20 protein-coding genes are annotated in these 16,661 nt (G+C 70.4%); 16 read left to right on the top strand and 4 right to left on the bottom strand.

What is annotated here, in order from left to right:
- Window positions 1–30 precede the first annotated feature (30 nt).
- Together ABLE88_RS01805 and ABLE88_RS01800 are read left to right on the top strand one after the other, a co-directional pair.
- Window positions 31–1,203, top strand: coding sequence for an isovaleryl-CoA dehydrogenase (locus ABLE88_RS01805; RefSeq protein WP_348829665.1), 1,173 nt, complete (start codon window positions 31–33; stop codon window positions 1,201–1,203).
- A 103-nt stretch (window positions 1,204–1,306) separates the two neighbouring features.
- Window positions 1,307–2,104: a YdcF family protein gene (locus tag ABLE88_RS01800; RefSeq protein ID WP_348829664.1), complete on the top strand. Its 798-nt coding sequence runs from the start codon at window positions 1,307–1,309 to the stop codon at window positions 2,102–2,104.
- A gap of 22 nt (window positions 2,105–2,126) precedes the next feature.
- Here the strand turns inward: ABLE88_RS01800 and ABLE88_RS01795 are convergent, their stop codons facing one another.
- Complete coding sequence (locus ABLE88_RS01795) at window positions 2,127–2,462, bottom strand: DUF3253 domain-containing protein (RefSeq protein WP_348829663.1); 336 nt, start codon at window positions 2,460–2,462, stop codon at window positions 2,127–2,129.
- Between the two features lie 355 nt (window positions 2,463–2,817).
- Here ABLE88_RS01795 and ABLE88_RS01790 point away from each other — a divergent pair, with 355 nt between their 5' ends.
- The 13 genes from ABLE88_RS01790 (at window position 2,818) to ABLE88_RS01730 (ending at window position 13,639) form a co-directional block, all read left to right on the top strand.
- Window positions 2,818–2,943, top strand: a complete 126-nt coding sequence (locus tag ABLE88_RS01790) for a hypothetical protein (protein ID WP_348829662.1) — start codon at window positions 2,818–2,820, stop codon at window positions 2,941–2,943.
- 156 nt (window positions 2,944–3,099) lie between these two features.
- Window positions 3,100–4,086, top strand: coding sequence for a hypothetical protein (locus tag ABLE88_RS01785; protein WP_348829661.1), 987 nt, complete (start codon window positions 3,100–3,102; stop codon window positions 4,084–4,086).
- 138 nt (window positions 4,087–4,224) lie between these two features.
- On the top strand, window positions 4,225–4,659 hold the full coding sequence (locus ABLE88_RS01780) for a DUF1489 family protein (protein WP_348829660.1): 435 nt from the start codon (window positions 4,225–4,227) through the stop codon (window positions 4,657–4,659).
- A gap of 388 nt (window positions 4,660–5,047) precedes the next feature.
- Window positions 5,048–5,803 carry an IclR family transcriptional regulator gene (locus ABLE88_RS01775; RefSeq protein WP_348829659.1) on the top strand — a complete coding sequence of 252 codons (756 nt, stop codon included), beginning with the start codon at window positions 5,048–5,050 and terminating at the stop codon, window positions 5,801–5,803.
- Window positions 5,800–6,300 carry a TRAP transporter small permease gene (locus ABLE88_RS01770; protein WP_348829657.1) on the top strand — a complete coding sequence of 167 codons (501 nt, stop codon included), beginning with the start codon at window positions 5,800–5,802 and terminating at the stop codon, window positions 6,298–6,300. The genes ABLE88_RS01775 and ABLE88_RS01770 overlap by 4 nt, the downstream gene beginning before the upstream one ends.
- A 64-nt stretch (window positions 6,301–6,364) precedes the next feature.
- Window positions 6,365–7,651 (top strand): TRAP transporter large permease, encoded by a 1,287-nt coding sequence (locus tag ABLE88_RS01765; protein ID WP_348829656.1) that lies wholly within the window; start codon window positions 6,365–6,367, stop codon window positions 7,649–7,651.
- An 18-nt stretch (window positions 7,652–7,669) separates the two neighbouring features.
- Window positions 7,670–8,041 carry a cupin domain-containing protein gene (locus ABLE88_RS01760; protein WP_348829655.1) on the top strand — a complete coding sequence of 124 codons (372 nt, stop codon included), beginning with the start codon at window positions 7,670–7,672 and terminating at the stop codon, window positions 8,039–8,041.
- 36 nt (window positions 8,042–8,077) lie between these two features.
- Entirely contained in the window at window positions 8,078–9,115 is a 1,038-nt protein-coding gene (locus ABLE88_RS01755; RefSeq protein WP_348829654.1) for a TRAP transporter substrate-binding protein, read from the top strand.
- 75 nt (window positions 9,116–9,190) lie between these two features.
- On the top strand, window positions 9,191–9,673 hold the full coding sequence (locus tag ABLE88_RS01750; protein ID WP_348829653.1) for a MaoC family dehydratase: 483 nt from the start codon (window positions 9,191–9,193) through the stop codon (window positions 9,671–9,673).
- The gene (locus ABLE88_RS01745) at window positions 9,663–10,568 is read left to right on the top strand and encodes an HpcH/HpaI aldolase/citrate lyase family protein (protein WP_348829652.1); all 906 of its coding nucleotides are present in this window, start codon (window positions 9,663–9,665) and stop codon (window positions 10,566–10,568) included. Before ABLE88_RS01750 ends, ABLE88_RS01745 begins: the two co-directional genes overlap by 11 nt.
- Complete coding sequence (locus ABLE88_RS01740) at window positions 10,565–11,779, top strand: CaiB/BaiF CoA transferase family protein (RefSeq protein ID WP_348829651.1); 1,215 nt, start codon at window positions 10,565–10,567, stop codon at window positions 11,777–11,779. The genes ABLE88_RS01745 and ABLE88_RS01740 overlap by 4 nt, the downstream gene beginning before the upstream one ends.
- Window positions 11,772–12,248 carry a MaoC family dehydratase gene (locus tag ABLE88_RS01735; protein WP_348829650.1) on the top strand — a complete coding sequence of 159 codons (477 nt, stop codon included), beginning with the start codon at window positions 11,772–11,774 and terminating at the stop codon, window positions 12,246–12,248. The genes ABLE88_RS01740 and ABLE88_RS01735 overlap by 8 nt, the downstream gene beginning before the upstream one ends.
- Window positions 12,249–12,496: 248 nt before the next feature.
- Window positions 12,497–13,639, top strand: a complete 1,143-nt coding sequence (locus ABLE88_RS01730) for a hypothetical protein (protein WP_348829649.1) — start codon at window positions 12,497–12,499, stop codon at window positions 13,637–13,639.
- 179 nt (window positions 13,640–13,818) lie between these two features.
- Here the strand turns inward: ABLE88_RS01730 and ABLE88_RS01725 are convergent, their stop codons facing one another.
- Window positions 13,819–14,433: a helix-turn-helix domain-containing protein gene (locus ABLE88_RS01725; protein ID WP_348829648.1), complete on the bottom strand. Its 615-nt coding sequence runs from the start codon at window positions 14,431–14,433 to the stop codon at window positions 13,819–13,821.
- Between the two features lie 99 nt (window positions 14,434–14,532).
- On the bottom strand, window positions 14,533–15,366 hold the full coding sequence (gene thiD, locus ABLE88_RS01720) for a bifunctional hydroxymethylpyrimidine kinase/phosphomethylpyrimidine kinase (RefSeq protein ID WP_348829647.1): 834 nt from the start codon (window positions 15,364–15,366) through the stop codon (window positions 14,533–14,535).
- A gap of 104 nt (window positions 15,367–15,470) precedes the next feature.
- On the opposite strand from thiD, the gene ABLE88_RS01715 reads away from it, so the two are divergent.
- The gene (locus ABLE88_RS01715) at window positions 15,471–15,707 is read left to right on the top strand and encodes an Lrp/AsnC ligand binding domain-containing protein (RefSeq protein ID WP_348831059.1); all 237 of its coding nucleotides are present in this window, start codon (window positions 15,471–15,473) and stop codon (window positions 15,705–15,707) included.
- A gap of 45 nt (window positions 15,708–15,752) precedes the next feature.
- Here the strand turns inward: ABLE88_RS01715 and ABLE88_RS01710 are convergent, their stop codons facing one another.
- Entirely contained in the window at window positions 15,753–16,544 is a 792-nt protein-coding gene (locus ABLE88_RS01710) for a proteasome-type protease (protein WP_348829646.1), read from the bottom strand.
- Between the last annotated feature and the right edge of the window lie 117 nt (window positions 16,545–16,661).

Genomic DNA, 16,661 nt, shown 5'->3' with positions numbered 1-16,661 from the left:
GCCATAAAGGGTGAGGGAGGAAACCAGAAGATGGTGCCGAACAGCCAGCCCACGTTCGATTTCCATCTCGGCGAGACCGCCGACATGCTGCGCGACACGGTGCGCGCCTTCTCGGATGCCGAGATCGCCCCGCGCGCCGCCGAGATCGACAAGACCAATGAATTCCCCCGCGACCTGTGGCCCAAGCTCGGCGCGCTGGGCCTGCTCGGCGTCACGGCGGAGGAGGAATATGGCGGCTCGGGCCTCGGCTATCTCGAGCACGTCATCGCCATGGAGGAGATCTCCCGCGCCTCCGCCTCGGTGGGCCTGTCCTACGGCGCGCACTCGAACCTGTGCGTCAACCAGATCAGCCGCAACGGCTCGCCGGCGCAGAAGGCGAAGTATCTGCCGCAGCTGATTTCCGGCGCGCATGTGGGCGCGCTCGCCATGTCGGAGCCGGGCGCCGGCTCGGACGTGGTCGGAATGCGCACCCGCGCCGAGAAGAAGGGCGACCGCTACGTCCTCAACGGCTCGAAGATGTGGATCACCAACGGCCCGTGCGCCGAGACCCTGGTGGTCTACGCCAAGACCGACCCCGCCGCCGGCCCGCGCGGCATCACCGCCTTCCTGGTGGAGAAGGGCTATAAGGGCTTCTCCACGGCCCAGAAGCTGGACAAGCTCGGCATGCGCGGCTCCGACACCGGCGAACTGGTGTTCCAGGATTGCGAGGTGCCGGAGGAGAACGTGCTCGGCACCGTGGGCAAGGGCGTCAACGTGCTCATGAGCGGGCTCGACTATGAGCGCGCCGTGCTCGCCGCCGGCCCGGTGGGCATCATGCAGGCCTGCATGGACGTGGTGCTGCCTTATGTCCACGAGCGCAAGCAGTTCGGCCAGCCGATCGGGACCTTCCAGCTGATGCAGGGCAAGATCGCCGACATGTACGTGACCATGAACGCCACCCGCGCCTACGTCTATGCGGTGGCGCAGGCCTGCGACCGGGGCGCCACCACCCGCGAGGACGCCGCCGGCGCCATCCTCTATGCGGCGGAAAAGGCCACCTGGATGGCGCTGGAGGCGATCCAGACCCTGGGCGGCAACGGCTACATCAACGACTATCCCACCGGCCGCCTGCTGCGCGACGCCAAGCTCTACGAGATCGGCGCCGGCACCAGCGAGATCCGCCGCATGCTGATCGGCCGGCAGCTGTTCGAGAAGACCGCCTGAGATCGTGAGGCGCCGGCCCCTTCGCAAATGCGAACGGGCCGGCTAAAGCTGGCCGCCTTCCAACGGAGCCCCCGGCTCCGGCCCCAAGGAGGCGGCGCGCCCGATGGATTTCTTCGCGGTCTCAAAGATCTTCTGGTTCCTCATCGCGCCCTCGAACCTGCTGGTGCTGCTCGCCGCGCTGGCGCTCGTGCTGCTCGCTTTCGGCGCCAAGCGGGCCGGGCGCGTGCTGCTGGCGGTGAGCGTTTTCGGCCTCCTGGTGTTCGGCTTCTCGCCGGCGGGCAACTACCTCTATTCGCCGCTGGAGGAGCGCTTCCCCATCTTCCGGGACGACGGGCGGCCGGTGGACGGCGTCATCATGCTGGGCGGGGCGGAGATGCCGGAGGTGGGGCTGGCGCGCGGGGTTCCCGCCTTCGCCGATGCCGGCGAGCGGGCGATCGCCTTCGCCGACCTCGCGCGGCGCTTCCCCGAGGCGCGGCTCGCCTTCGTCGGCGGCTCCGGCAAGCTCGGCGGCATCGAGGGCGCGGAGGCGAAGATGATCCGCGCCACCCTTCCCGACCTCGGCATCGCCCCGGCGCGCGTCGCGTTCGAGGACAAGTCCCGCAACACCGAGGAGAACGCCCGCTTCGCCAAGGCCCTGCTGCAGCCGAAGCCAGGCGAGCGCTGGCTGCTCGTCACCAGCGCCGCGCACATGCCGCGCGCCATGGGCTGCTTCCGCAAGGCCGGCTTCCCGGTGACCGCCTATCCGGTGGACTTCCGCACCGTGGGTCCAAGCGGGCTCTGGGGCAATTTCTCGCGCGCGGCGACCGGGCTCGACTTCACCGACACCGGGCTGAAGGAGTGGGTGGGGCTCCTGGTCTATTATCTCACCGGCAAGACCGACGCGCTGTTCCCCGCGCCCTGACCGGGGCACCGGCGCGGCGCTTTCAGTCGTCGCGCGGCAGGCCGAGGCGGAACACGCCGCGCAGGGCGTCGGGATCGACCTGCTTGCCCTTGCGGTAGATCATCAGGCGCCCGGCGCGGGCGAGCCGCACCGCCACCCGGCGCACCACCGGCAGCGCGCGCTGCCATTCGCCGGGCGGCATGAGGGCGCGCGCGGGCTCCTCGGGGCCGATGGTCTTGCCCGGTCCGGCCTTGGCGGCGAGATCGAGGATCGCCGCCTCCATCGCCGCCTCGTCCGGCAGGCGTGCCGGCGTCGCGCCAGCGGCCTCGGCCTCGGTCTTTCGGGGCGCGGGCGCCCGGTCGCTGGGGGATTGGGTCATAAGGCTCTCGGCGGGGTGGCGGCGGCCTCCCATTGAACGGGAAACGGGCGCTCTTATCTGAAGGCGGTGCCGGCATGGGTAGCCAATGCGGCGCCTTCGGCCAAGGGGGACAGAGCGGGCCGGGGGCGAAGCGGGAGCGATTCGGTGCCGGCGCGCCGCCGCAAAAGCGTTCGTGCCGCCCCTTCGTGATGCACCGCGTCACGGCCGCGACGCAGCCTTCGACAAAGGTTTTGTGTACGCGTCCCACCGGCCTCTTGCGGTGCACTTAACAAAGTCTTAAAGCTCCCGTCCCCGGCGCCTCGAAGGCACGCCTCGCGGGCGCGGGCTTCAACCAAGCGGGCCACCGACCTCCATCATGAACCTTTCTCAAGAGCGTACCTGCTGGGGCGTCGCGCGCACGGCGCTCGCCCTGTTCCTCCTGTGCATCCTCCTCGCCTATCTGTTCGGCGGGTTCGATCCGGCGGCCGTCCGGGCGAGCTGAGGCGTCGGGCGCGCACCCTGCCGCGGCGCGGCCGCCGGCCGCCCGCGGCGTGGCGATCGATGTGCAACTTGCGCTGGCCATTGCCTCCTGCGGCCGCCCGAACCATGATCCCCGCCCGGACGTTGGTCGTTGGGAAACGTCCGAGAGGTTGAGCCGATGAACTGGATTGCCGACACCCTCGGCATCATGACGCAGAGCGTCACCTTGCCGGGATGGGTCGTGGTGGTCGGCGCGGCGGTGGTGGCGCTGCTCGCCTTCGTGCTGCTGGCGCGCGCCGAGCCGACCGAGCGTCCGCTCACGCTGTTCGTGCTGATCGGCATGCTGCTCGGCGGCATGGCGGTGGGCACCTCCATCCTCAAGGAGGTGCAGGCCAACAACACGGTCTCCGAGGCCCGGGCGCTCGAGGTGCGCGCCGCCGCGCTGGACGCGGCCACCGCCGAAGCCGGGCTCGGCTGCATCAATGCCGACGAGACGCTCCAGGCCTCGTGCGAGGTGATGCTGTTCGAGCGCCCGGAGAACATCGCCGCCGCCCGGGCGCTGCTGCGCGCCCGCTTCGCGCTGGTGGAGGATGCGTTCGAGTTCGTCCGCCGCCGCAAGAGCCCCATCCTCCTGGACCGGATCGCGGTCTGGCGCCGGCCGCTGGAGCGCGATCCCTACGGCATCGTCGCCGCCATGCTGCTCGACATGCGCAGCTGCTCGGTGTCCTCCTGCCCGCAGGTGGCCTTTCTCGGCGACGTGACGCAGGTGACGGCGAACCTGTCCGGCGGCCGCTATGCGGCGCTGGTCGCCAAATACACGCCGATGTGGGAGCGCACCGCGCGCAATCGCGGCACCGTGACCACGCCCGCGCGCACCGGCCCGTTCGGCTTCCCCCTCGTGGACCAGAAGACCCAGGGCGGCGCCGCGCCGGCCGAGGCCGCGCCCGCGGGCGAGCCACCGCCGACCGTGAATCTGCCGGTGGAGCCGCGCGAGCCGGCGCCGGCTCTGCCGCCCCCGGCCACCGCGGCGCCGCTGCCGCCGCCGCGCCCGCCGGTCTCGGCCGCGCCCACCACGCCGGCGCGGCCCCGCGCGCAGCCCCCGGCCGCCCGGCCGGCCCAGCCGGCGGCTGCGGAGCCCGAGGCCGCGCCCCCGGCCGCCCAGTGAGGCGCGCCCGCCGGACGGCGGATGACGGGGCCGCCCGCCGCCCCGCTTAGCCGCCGGCGCGCGCGCGGCTTGGTCAATCCGGAGCGCGATTCACCGATCAAATTGATAATTTGATGGGATCGCGCTCTAAGAGGAGCCATGGCGCTTCACCTTCTCAAGCTGTGCGTGGGCGCGGAGTCCATCGAGGACCTCGCATCCTGGATCGCCGAGCGGCGCGCCGCCGCGACGGCCGCCGGGCGCGTCTACGAGCAGACCCACACCACCCGCATGGTGCCCACCCGCACCGCCGAACTGCTGGGGGGCGGCGCGCTCTATTGGGTGATCAAGGGCCAGGTGAGCGCGCGCCAGGCGCTGCTCGACATCCGCCCGTTCGTGGACGGCGACGGCATCCGCCGCTGCCATCTGGTGCTGGACCAGGAGGTGGTGCCGGTGGTGCCGCGCCCCTCGCGGCCGTTCCAGGGCTGGCGCTATCTCGCCGCCAAGGACGCGCCTGCGGACCTCGCCGCCGGCGGCAGCGGCGCCGATTTACCCGAGGCCCTGCGCCGGGAGCTGAGCGCGCTCGGCCTGCTGTGAGCCGCCGCGCCGGCTTCGGCGCATGCGCCGCCGCCGGTCCTTGAGGTTCCGGCCGCCGGCGCCCGAGTCCTGCCGCCTTTCGGTGCCGCGCCGCCGCCGGTGATGATCCCGGCCGCCCGCGCATCGCTCGGACCGGCAAGGCGCCGGCCGCCGCGCCGCACCGCCGGCGGCGGCGCCTGACCCATCCTCCTGACCGCGCGGCACATGCCGGAAAGCGCCGGGCGCCGGCGGTGTCCGACGGGCGGCGCACCCGTGGCCTCCCACCCGCCCCCCTTCCAGCGGATGACCTGCCGCCCAGGCGCGCCTCGCCGCGCTGCAGCACGTCATTATTGCGTCGCAATATAATCTCGGTCTTGACTCTTTTGTTCGAGTATCTGAATTAAAGTTCATGATCGTGAAACAGGCCGAAAACCTCCTCGCCATCCTCGAGCTGTTCGCAGCGGTGCGCCGGCCGCGCACGCTGTCGCAGATCAGCGAGGCGCTCGGCCTGCCGAAATCCTCGACCTTCAATCTCCTGGAGACGCTGGAGGGCAGGGGGCTGATCCACGAGATGCGGGCCTGGGGCGGCTACTACCCGACCCGGCGCCTGCTGGTGATGGCGCAGGACATCGCCCGCAACGACCCGTTCGTCGACCGCATGCGGCCGGAGCTGGTGCGCCTGCAGGAGCGCACCGGAGAGACCGTGCTTCTGGCCCACCGGGTGGACGCTGAGATCGTCTATCTGGAGGTGATCGAGAGCCAGCATCCGGTGCGCTATTTCGCCCAGGTGGGCGACCGGCGCCCGGTCCAGGCCACCTCCGCCGGCAAGGCGATCCTCAGCCTCCACAGCCCGGCCGAGCGGGCGCGGCTGTTCGAGACCGTCGCCTTCACCCGCTACCGCGCCGCGACCCTGCCGGACGCCGCCGCCGTGGAGGCCGACATTCTCGCCTCGGTGCCCCGCGGCTGGTTCGAGAACCTGTCCGAATTCACCCCCGACGTGCTCGGCGTCGGCATGCCGCTGGTGCTCGACGGCGAACGCCTCGCGCTCTCGGTGGCGGGGCCGAACTTCCGCCTGCTCGATCGCCGGCCGGAGATCGCCGCCAGCCTGGGCGAGGCGGTCCAGCGCATCCTCGCGCTCTTCGAGAAAGGGGCCGACGCCCGATGATCCGACGCATCTCCCTCGCGCTCGCCCGCTACGAGGCGGCCCTGCTGGCGCTCGGCGCCATCTGCCTGTTCGCGATGATGGTCATCGTCTTCGTGGACGTGGCCATGCGCTATCTGTTCAACAGCCCGCTCGGCTTCTCCTACGATCTGATCTCGCTCTACCTCATGGTGGGCGTGTTCTTCTTCGCGCTCTCCGACACGCTGCGCCACGACGAGCACGTGCGCGTGGACATCCTCTATCTGCGCATGCCGGAGGGGCTGCGCCGCCTGTGCGACCGCATCTCCTACGGCCTCGCCGCGGCGCTGTTCGCCGTCGTCCTGTGGACCGGCCTCGTCCGCGCGCTCGCCAGCACCGCCCAGGGCGAGGTGATGGCCACCCTGATCCCGTGGCCGATCTGGGTCGCCTATTGGATGGTGCCCATCGGCACCGCGCCCATCGTCCTGCTGTGCCTGCTGCGCCTCATCCACCCGCCCGGCAAGGGCCAGCACCCCGCCTGATCGCCGCCGGCCGGCGCCCCGCGCCCAACGAAACCAGAACGAATACGCCTTCCAGGGAGACGTCATGACGTCCTTAGCGATCATCGGCCTGCTGTTCGCGCTGCTCGCCATCGGCATGCCGGTCGGCTTCGCCATGGCGGTCTCCGGGGCCGTCGGCCTGCTCGTCACCGCCGGCACGGTCGCCACCGTCGGCGTGCTCGAGACGACGCCGTTCTCGGTCACCAATTCCTACGAGCTGATCGCCATCCCCATGTTCATCCTCATGGCCGAGCTGGTGGTGGCGAGCGGCATCGCCGACGGCCTGTTCCACGCCATGTCGGTCTGGATCGGACGCCTGAAAGGCGGCCTCGCGGTGGCGACCGCGCTCGCCGGCGCCGGCTTCGGCGCCATCTCCGGATCGAGCACGGCGTCCGCGGCCGCGCTCTCGGCGACCTCGATCCCCGCCATGATGCGCGCCGGCTACGAGCCGCGCTTCTCCTGCGGCGTGGTGGCGATCTCCGGCACGCTCGCCATGCTGATCCCGCCCTCCATCGCGCTGGTGCTCTACGGCATCATCGCCGAGGTCTCGATCGCCGACCTTTTGATCGGCGGCGTGATCCCCGGCATCCTCGTCACCTTCGCCATCATCGCCACGATCTATGTGCTCCTGTGGCACGACCCGTCGCTGGCGCCGGCCGGCCATTCCTATTCCTGGCGCGAGAAGCTCGTCGCGCTGAAGCAGGTCGGCCCCATGCTGGTGCTCCTGTTCCTGGTCACGGGCGTGATCTATGTGGGCATCGCCACCCCCACCGAGGCGGCCGCGCTCGGCGCCTTCGGCGCGCTGCTGCTCACCCTTGCGGTGGGCAAGCTCACCTACAAGACCCTGCGCCACGTGCTCGCCCGCTCGGCCCGCGCCACCTGCATGATCCTGATGATCGTCATCGGCGCCCACATCTTCGGCTTCTTCCTGACGCTCACCCAGGTCACGCAGATGACCGTGGCCTTCATCACCAGCCTCGACGTCTCGCCTTATGTGGTGATCGCGTTGATCGTGCTGGTCTACATCATCCTCGGCTGCTTCATGGACCAGCTGGCGATCCTGATCCTCACCGTTCCCATCGCCGTGCCCGCCATCAAGGCGCTGGGTTTCGATCCGGTGTGGTTCGGCGTGATCGTGGTGGTCACCGCCGAGGTGGGCATGGTGACGCCGCCGCTGGGGCTCAACGTGTTCGTGGTCTCGCGCTACAGCGGCCGGCCGCTGGAGGAGATCTTCGCCGGCATCGCCCCGCACGTGATCGCCCACCTGCTCGTCATCGCCGCCCTCATCGCCTGGCCGGGCCTGGTGCTCTGGCTGCCCAGCACCATGAACTAGACCAAGAGGAGGAAGCCCATGTCCGAGACCCCCCGCAACTACCTGGTGCGCGAGGCCGATGTGCGCACCTATTCGCCCGCCAATCATTCCGGCACCGTCAACCGCCGCCTGATCGGCCGCGAGACCGTGGGCGCCAGCCAGCTGGAGGTGGTGCTCGGCACCGTCGAGACCGGCCAGGGCGCCCATCCGCACCACCACGATGGCATTGAGCAGGTCTGCTACCTCCTCTCCGGCACCGCGCGCGCCGAGGTGGACGGGCAGGTGCTGGAGATGGGGCCGGGCGACAGCTGCTTCTTTCCCGCCGGCATGGAGCACGTGTTCGTCGCCACCAGCGCGGAGCCGGTGCGCGTGCTGGTGATCTACGCCCCGCCATACGCCGAGAAGGTCTGACCAACGACCCCGCTCATTCCCAAGGAGGATCTCCGAATGACCACCCCGTCCAAACGCCTCGCTCTGCGCGCCGGCGCCGCCGCCCTCGTTCTCGCCGCGCTGCCCGCGTCCGCCGCCGAGGTGACGCTGAAGCTCGCCGATTCGCTGCCGGCCGGCCATTCCATCACCAAGAACGCCACCCACTTCTTCTTCGACCGGGTGAAGACCCTCTCCGGCGGCAAGGTGGAGTTCCAGCACTTCCCGGCCGAGCAGCTCGGCAAGGCGAAGGACCTGCTCTCGGTCACCCAGACCGGGCTTGCCGACATCGGCTATATCGTGCCGAGCTACGCCTCGGAGAAGATGCCGCTCGGCGCCGTGGCCGAGCTGCCCGGCGGCTTCGCCTCCTCCTGCGAGGGCGCCAAGGCGTTCTGGGCGCTGGCCAAGCCCGGCGGCCTGCTCGACACCCTGGAGTTCAAGCCCAACGGCGTGCGCGTGCTCTATGTGGTGGCGCTCTCGCCCTATCAGGCGATCTTCTCCGAGAAGGCCGGCTTCAAGAGCTTCGACGACTTCAAGGGCCGCAAGATCCGCTCCAATCCCGGCCCCATGGAGCTCGGCCTGCGCAATCTCGGCGCCGTGCCGATCCGCATGACGCCGCCGGAAATCTTCGACGCCATGACCAAGGGCACCATCGACGGCGCGCTGCTGCCCTTCACCTCCACCGTGTCCTACAGCCTCGACAAGGTGGTGAAGTCCTCCACCATCGGCCAGAACTTCGGCACCGTGGGCATCACCTATTCCATCAACCTCAACAAGTGGAACGCGCTGCCCAAGGACGTCCAGGACGCGCTCACCAAGGCGGGCGACGAGACCGTGGGCCACGCCTGCGCCAAGTTCGACACCGAGGAAGGCGAGCTTGCCAAGCGCCTCGAGAAGGACGGCGTGCTGATGGTCAAGTTCACGCCCGAGCAGGAGAAGGTCCTCGCCAACAATTTCGACGAGGTCTCCAAGGACTGGGCCGCCAACCTGCAGAAGCGCGGCAAGCCCGCCGACAAGGTGCTGGAGGCGTTCCGCGCCGCCATCGCCGCCCAGCGCTGAGCCTTCGGACGGGGAGGGCGCGTTCCTCCCCGCCCGCCGTCCTGCCCCCGCGATCGAACGCCGAGGAGCCGACCCATGGCGGGCCTCTATTACGAAGACTTCGTCGAAGGCCGCGTGATCGCCCACGCGATCACGCGCACCATCACCGAATCCGACAACATGCTGTTCAGCTGCCTGACCATGAACCCGCAGCCGCTGCACATCGACCGCCACTTCGCCGCCAAGACCGAGTTCGGCCAGCCGCTGGTCAACAGCCTGTTCACGCTTGGCGTGATGATCGGCATCACGGTGGCCGACACCACGCTCGGCACCACCATCGCCAATCTCGGCATGAGCGACGTGCGTTTCCCGAAGCCCGTGTTCCAGGGCGACTCGATCCGCGTCGAGACCACCATCGTCGCCAAGCGCGAGAGCCGCTCGCGCGCCGACGCCGGGCTCGTGGAGTTCGAGCACAAGGCGTTCAACCAGGACGGCGTCGAGGTGGCGGTGTGCCGCCGCCAGGCCTTCATGCGCCGCCGGCCGGCCGCAGCGGCCGCAGGAGACAGCCATGTCGCCTGACCTCAGGCGGGCGCCGCGCTCCTATCTGTTCGTGCCCGGCGACGCGCCGGAGAAGATGGCGAAGGCCGCCGCCGGCGCGGCCGACGCCATCATCCTGGACCTCGAGGATTCGGTCGCGCCCGAGCGCAAGGATGCGGCGGTGGGCACCGTGCGCGATTTCCTCGCGGCGCGGGGCGATGGCGAAGGGCCGGGGGGCGGCCCGCTGTTGTTCGTGCGCCTCAACGGCACCGAGCCCGTGCGCGCGCTCGCCGAGCTTGCGGCGCTGCCGCTCGCTCCGCTGGCCGGCATCGTCTGGCCGAAGCTCTCCGCCATCGCCCAACTGGCGCCGCTCGCCGCCGCCCTCGACGCGCAGGAGGCGCGCGAAGGCGTGGCTTCTGGCCATGTGGGCATCGTCGGCATCGTCACCGAGACCGCCGCGTCCCTGCTCAACGGCGCCGACCTCGGCAAGGGCCATCCGCGCCTCACGGGCTACACCTGGGGCATGGAGGACCTGTCGGCCGACCTCGGCCGCGCGCCGCTGCCGGGGCGCACCGACGCCCAGACGGTGCTCGCCACCCATGCGCAAGTGTTCTGCCTGCTGGCCGCCACCGCCGCCGGCATCACCCCGATCGACGCGGTGGACGCGAACTTCCGCGACCTCGCCGCGCTGGAGGCGGACACCCGCCGCGCCGCCGAACTCGGCTACCGGGCGCGCATGGCGATCCACCCGGCCCAAGTGGCGCCGATCCATGCCGGCCTCGCGCCGGACGCGGCGACCCTCGACTGGGCGCGCCGCGTGCTGGCGCTGGCGGCGGACAATCCCGGCGCCTCCGCCTTCAAGCTCGACGGGCGCATGGTGGACCGGCCGCACATCAAGACCGCCCAGGCCATCCTCTCCCGGTTCGAGGCCCAATGATCCCGCTGCTCTCCGGCATCCGTGTCGTCGACATCACCTCCATCGTCCTCGGCCCGTTCGCCGGCCAGGTGCTGGCCGACCTCGGCGCCGAGGTGATCAAGGTGGAGCCGCTGGAGGGCGAGCTCGCCCGCGCCGTCCATCCGGTCTCGCCGGACGGCATGGGGGCCATGTTCGCCAACAACAACCGCAACAAGAAGAGCCTCGCGCTCGACCTCAAGAGCGCGGCCGGCAAGGAGGTGCTGCGCCGGCTGATCGCCACCTCCAACGTGCTGCTGCACAACATGCGGGTCGACGCCATCACAAGGCTCGGCTTCGGCTTCGCCGCGGTGAAGGCGATCAACCCCCGCATCATCTACTGCTCCGCCATCGGCTTCGGCCAGGACGGGCCCTATCGCGACCGGCCGGCCTATGACGACGTGATCCAGGCGGCGAGCGGGCTCGCCATGCTGCCGGCCCATGTGGGCGGCGCGCCGGCCTACGTGCCGAGCGTGGTGGCCGACAAGGTGGCCTCGCTCTATGCGGTCTACGGCGTGCTGGCGGCGGTCGCCGCCCAGGCGCGCGGGCTGATCGAGGCGGTGGACGTGGAGGTGCCCATGTTCGAGAGCCTGGTCGGCTTTCTGCTCAACGAGCACCTGGCGGCGGCCACCTTCTCGGCCGAGCCGAAGGGGGCGGGCTATCACCGCCTGTTCTCGCCCGACCGCAAGCCCTACCGCACCAGCGACGGCTGGGTCGCGGCGCTGCCTTATACCGGCGACCAGTGGCGGCGCCTGCTGCACGAGATCGGCCGCGAGGACATCGCCGCCGAGCCCTGGTTCCAGGACCCCGGCGAGCGCAGCAGGCGCGTGGGCGAGCTTTACGCGGTGCTCGGCGCCGCCGTCGCGCGGCGCGCCACCGCCGACTGGCTGGAGACCTTCGCGCGGCTCGACATTCCCTATTCCAAGGTCAATGACCTCGACGATCTGCTGGCCGATCCGCATCTGAACGCGGTGGGCTTCTTCGAGCCCGGCGCGCTTGGCGCGGCCGGGTTCGCCCGCACGCTGCGCCAGCCGGTGGTGTTCCGCGGCGCCCCGCACGCGCCGGACCGGCCGGCCGCGGCCATCGGCGCCGATACCGACGCGGTGCTCGCCGAGCTCGGCTATTCGCCGGACGACATCTCGGCCCTGGCGGCGGCGGGCGCCGTGGGCCGCCCCCGGGAGGACGACAATGACTGACGCCGCGGATGCCCTCTGGCCCAAGATCGGCATCGGCTTCCACTTCGAGGACTTGAGCCTCGGCATGCGCTTCCGCACCGCCGGGCGCACCATCCTGGAAGCGGACCTCGCCGCCTTCTGCAACCTCACCTGGCTCACCGAGGAGCTGTTCACCAACGCCGCCCACCGCGAGGGCATGACGCTGCCCGCCGCCGTGGTGCCGGGCTCGCTGGTCTATGCCTTCGCCGAAGGGCTGATGCTGCCGATGATGCAGGACACCGGCCTCGCTTTCCTCGAGGCCGACGTGAAGGTGAAGGGGCCGACCGTGGTGGGCGACACCCTCACGGTGTTCTGCGAGGTGGTGGAGGCGCGCCGCACCTCGCGCGGCGACCGCGGCCTGGTGCGCACCTTCAACGCGGTGCGCCGCGCCGACGGCACGGAGGTGCTGACCTACAATCCCCTGCGCATGATCAAGGCGCGCGGGGGCTGAGACCGCCGGCGCACGCCGGAGGTCCTGTCTCAGGCTTCCTGGCGCTCCCGCAAGGCCTGCCCGATCTTGCGTCCGCCGATGGGATGGGACGCCACGCTTCCGCCACCTTTCGGCCCCTTTGTGCGCCTCGCGCGTCCCTGCCGCTTCGGCAGGACACGCGGGAAGGGCGTCGCCTGGCGGGGTGGGCGCCCCTTCCGTCGGGCGCCGGGCGAGCCGGCGCGCGACCCGTCATCCATTGGGAGATTGAGATGACCTTTCGCACCCCGTCCGCCGTGCTGTGCGCGGCGAGCCTCGTTCTGGCCGTCCCGGCCTTCGCCCAGCAGCCGAGCCAGGCGATCAGGGAAATCCCCGCCGACAAGGCGCGGCTCACCGGCACCATGACGGTGGACTACAATTCGCGCCTGGCGCGGCCCTCCACCGGCACCGACCTCTACGAGATCAACGAGCTCGCCGTCGCCGACCTGATGATCCTCAAGGGCCAGGTCCAGCGCACGCCAGGCAAGAGCCTGACCTATTCGGTGAAGTTCGACGTGGTGAACCCCTCGAACCCGAGCCAGATCGCGCGCGAGGTGGCGATCCTGCGCGGCGACCTGCAGATCGACAATAACGGCCGCTACATCCCGGACGCCGGCCGCCTGCGCCTCGACATCGTCAAGGGCAACCAGACCTCGTCCGCCGCCGGCGGCTCGATCCAGGGTCGCAACGTCACGCGCTGGTGGGAGGTGGGCGAGCAGTTCCGCAAGGCGAGCTCCGAGGCCACCAAGGTCTATTCGCGCTATGTCGACGGCAAGGTGGTGTCGATCCAGGTGAAGAACCCGGACCCGCTGCGCTTCGAGCGGGCGCAGCTGCCCTCCGGCCCGTTCTCGTTCCTGCCCGAGGTGCGGGTGTCCGGCAACCTCGACTACGACTACGAGCTGGGCAACTGGCTCACCGACCAGAACGGCGTGACCTTCACCTACACCGTGGCCGACCGCTCCTTCACCGACCGCGTCACCGGCTCGATCCGCTACGTGGAGGAGGAGGGCAGCTTCACCGACAAGGCGGGCAAGAAGAAGCCCTATACCGGCTATTATGAGTACAACCTGCGCTGGAACGAGCAGGCGGTGCAGAACGACCAGAGCTTCTTCGATTCCTCCGCCGCGCAGGCGCAGGCGGACGCGTTCTTCTCCAACGCCGACCAGTCGAAGCCGGGCCTTTACGGCCGGGTCTACTACAAGGACAGCGAGGACGGCTGCAAGCGGGTGAAGGGCGAGGACGGAAAGCTCTCGTGCGTCGGCCCGACCCGCTCGGAGATCACCTACGACCTGAAGGCCGAGAAGCTCACTTATGCCCAGCTCTCCAACTGGGTGAAGCTCGAGCTGGTGATCCTCGGGCCGCTCACCGACGAGTGAGCGCGGCGCCCATCGCGCCGTCATGCCCCGGCGCGTCCGGGGCATCGCCCGCGTGCGCTTCGTCCGGCCCCGGCTTGTCCGGGGCTTGCTCCGTGGGGCAGGGCGCCGCCCGGGCCGGCGCCGCCCGCGCGCGCCCACCGCTGGATCCCTCCGGCGCGCCGGGGGGATGAGGTCCGGCTCTAGTCCAGCACCGCCGCCTTCAGCAGGCACACCATCACCGCATGGGCGGGCGCGCCGGAGCGGTTGCGGATCACGTGGCGGCGGTCGCAGCGATAGCGCAGCGTCTCGCCTTCCTTCACGCTCTCCACCTCGCCGGCCACCTCCACTTCCAGCGTGCCGGCGAGCACCGACAGGCACTCCACCGCGCCGCGCTGGTGGCCCTCCGAATCGAGTTCGCCGCCGGGCTCGGCGCGCAGGTCGTAATATTGCAGCCACTCCACGGTCTTGATCCAGCCGATGATGGACAGCCGGCAGCGCCCGTCCTCGGAGACCAGGATCGGCGTGTCGGCGCGCGTGAGCTTCTCCAGGAACGGCGCGTCGTCGGAGGAGGCGAGCACCCGCTCCACCGACATGTCGAGCGCCTGCGACAGGCGCCAGACGGTGGCGAGCGTCGGGTTGGTCTCGTTGCGCTCGATCTGGCTGATGATGGACTTGGCGACGCCCGACTGCTCGGCGAGCTCGGAGAGCGAGAGGTTGTAGGCCTTGCGCAAGCGCTGGATGGTCTTGCCCAGCTGCCCGGTGAGCACCTGCGCGCCCGTCTCCAGGGCAGTGCCGCTTCGCTCCCTGACCGCCATGTGCCGTCATCCTTTCCGCCGAACGAGCGTTCGTTGGGCCGGACGATAGCGCGCAATTCCCAGGCGGCAAGACAATTCGCGGTGTGAGGGTGCCGGCGCTCAGCGCGGCCAGAACGCCCAGAAATGGTGCACCGGCCCGTGGCCGTGGCCGACCCGCAGCCGGTCGGCGGCGGCGATGGCGCCGGTGATGTAGGCCTTCGCGCTGCGGACCGCCGCGCCGAGGTCCTCGCCCTTGGCGAGCTCGGCGGCGATGGCCGAGGACAGGGTGCAGCCGGTGCCGTGGGTGTTCATGGTCGCCTGGCGCGGCGCCGCGAGCCGCGTGGCGCGGCCCGGCTCCACCAGCAGGTCGACGCTCTGCGGCCCGCTGCCGTGCCCGCCCTTCATGAGCACCGCCTTCGCCCCGAGGGCGAGCAGGGCCTCGCTCTGGCGCTGCATCTCGTCCTCGTCCTGCGCCATCGGCCGGCCGAGGAGGGCCGCCGCCTCGGGAAGGTTGGGGGTGAGCAGGTCGCAGCGCGGGATCAGCACCTCCTTGAGGCTCGCCACGGCGTCGTCCGCGAGCAGCTTGGCGCCGGAGGCGGCCACCATCACCGGGTCCAGCACCACCACGCGCGCCTGGTGGCGCTCCAGCGCCGCGGCGACCGCGAGGATGGCGCCCGGGCGCGAGAGCATGCCGATCTTCACCGCCCTCACGTCGAGGTCGGTAAACACCGCGTCCGCCTGGGCGGCGATGAAGTCGTCCGGCACGTCGTGGATGGCGGTGACGCCGCGCGTGTTCTGGGCGGTGAGCGCGGTGATGACGCTGGCGCCGTAGACGCCGAGCGCCGAGAAGGTCTTCAGATCCGCCTGGATGCCCGCGCCGCCGCTCGAATCGGAGCCGGCGATGGTGAGGGCGATGGGCGCGGCGCGTTCGGCGCCGAGAAGGGCAGGGGCCATGGCAATGCTCCGCAGAAAGTCGAGGGTCCCGGCCCCGGCCGGCGGCCTTGCCAGGGCGGCACGAATTGTCCAACGTGGCGCCGGCCATGCTCAGGGAGCCCGCGGTGATCCCCTTCTTCGTCCAGATCAAGTGCCAGCTCGGCAAGTCCTACGACGTGGCGACGGCGCTCGCCAATGCCGAGATCGCCTCGGAGATCTACTCCACCGCCGGCGACTTCGATCTCATGGTCAAGTTCTACGTGGAGGCGGGCACCGACATCGGCCATTTCGTGAACGAGAAGGTGCAGACCATCGCCGGCATCCAGGACACCCGCACCATCCTCACCTTCAAGGCCTTCTGAGCGCATCCGGTTCCCGGCGGCCGCCAGGCGGCCGCCGCGCGGGTCTCAGGTGCCCTCGCGCTCGCGCTTGGCGATCTCGCGGGTGAGGCTGCGCACGTCCTTCATGTAAGGCGGCCGGGGGATCGAGGTGTGCGCCGCCCGCAGCGCCGCCGACCAGCGCTCGCGCAGATCGTGGAAATAGGGCTCGCCGGGCTCGATGCGGTATTTCAGCTCGGAATGCATCTTGTCCGGGCACACCACCAGCACGTCGATGGGCAGCCCGACGCCGAGATTCGAGCGCATGGTGGAATCCATGGAGATCAGGCTGGTCTTGAGCGCGTCGGCGATCTCCATGTCGTAGCTCACGGCGCGGTCCAGCACCGGCTTGCCGTATTTGTGCTCGCCGATCTGCAGGAACGGGGTGTCCTGCGTGCACTCGATGAAGTTGCCGGCATTGTAGATCATGAACAGGCGCAGCGGCCCGCCGGCGATCTGCCCGCCGAGCAGGAACGACACGTCGAAATTGACCGAGCTCTGCTCCATCACGTCGCCATTGACCCGGTGCACCTGGCGGATCGCGGTGCCCACCAGCTGGGCGGCCTGGAACATGGTGCGGGTGTCGCGCAGCTGGTGGCGCTCGCCGGCCTCGTGGTCTTCCACGCCCTCGTGCAGCAGGCTGATCACCGATTGCGACACCGAGAGGTTGCCGGCGCAGGCGATGGCCAGCACATGGTGGCCCGGCTCCTCGAACACGTGGAGCTTGCGGAAGGTGGAGATGTTGTCGAGCCCGGCATTGGTCCTGGTGTCGGCGATCATCACGAGGCCGTCCCGCACCAATACGCCGCAACAATAGGTCATCGCCTTCCCCCTGGAGCCTCGAAAGGCCGGTCCGTCCGCCGGCATCCGCCCTGCTCCCTCTCCGCCCGGCGCGAACTATAGCGAGGGGGGCCGCGCCGCCGCAATGCGCGCGCGCCG

Source organism: Xanthobacter luteus (assembly GCF_040049235.1).
In the GTDB taxonomy this organism is placed as follows: domain Bacteria; phylum Pseudomonadota; class Alphaproteobacteria; order Rhizobiales; family Xanthobacteraceae; genus Xanthobacter.
The sequence above is the reverse complement of the archived record's forward strand: the minus strand, read 5'-3'. Positions and strand labels throughout refer to the sequence as shown.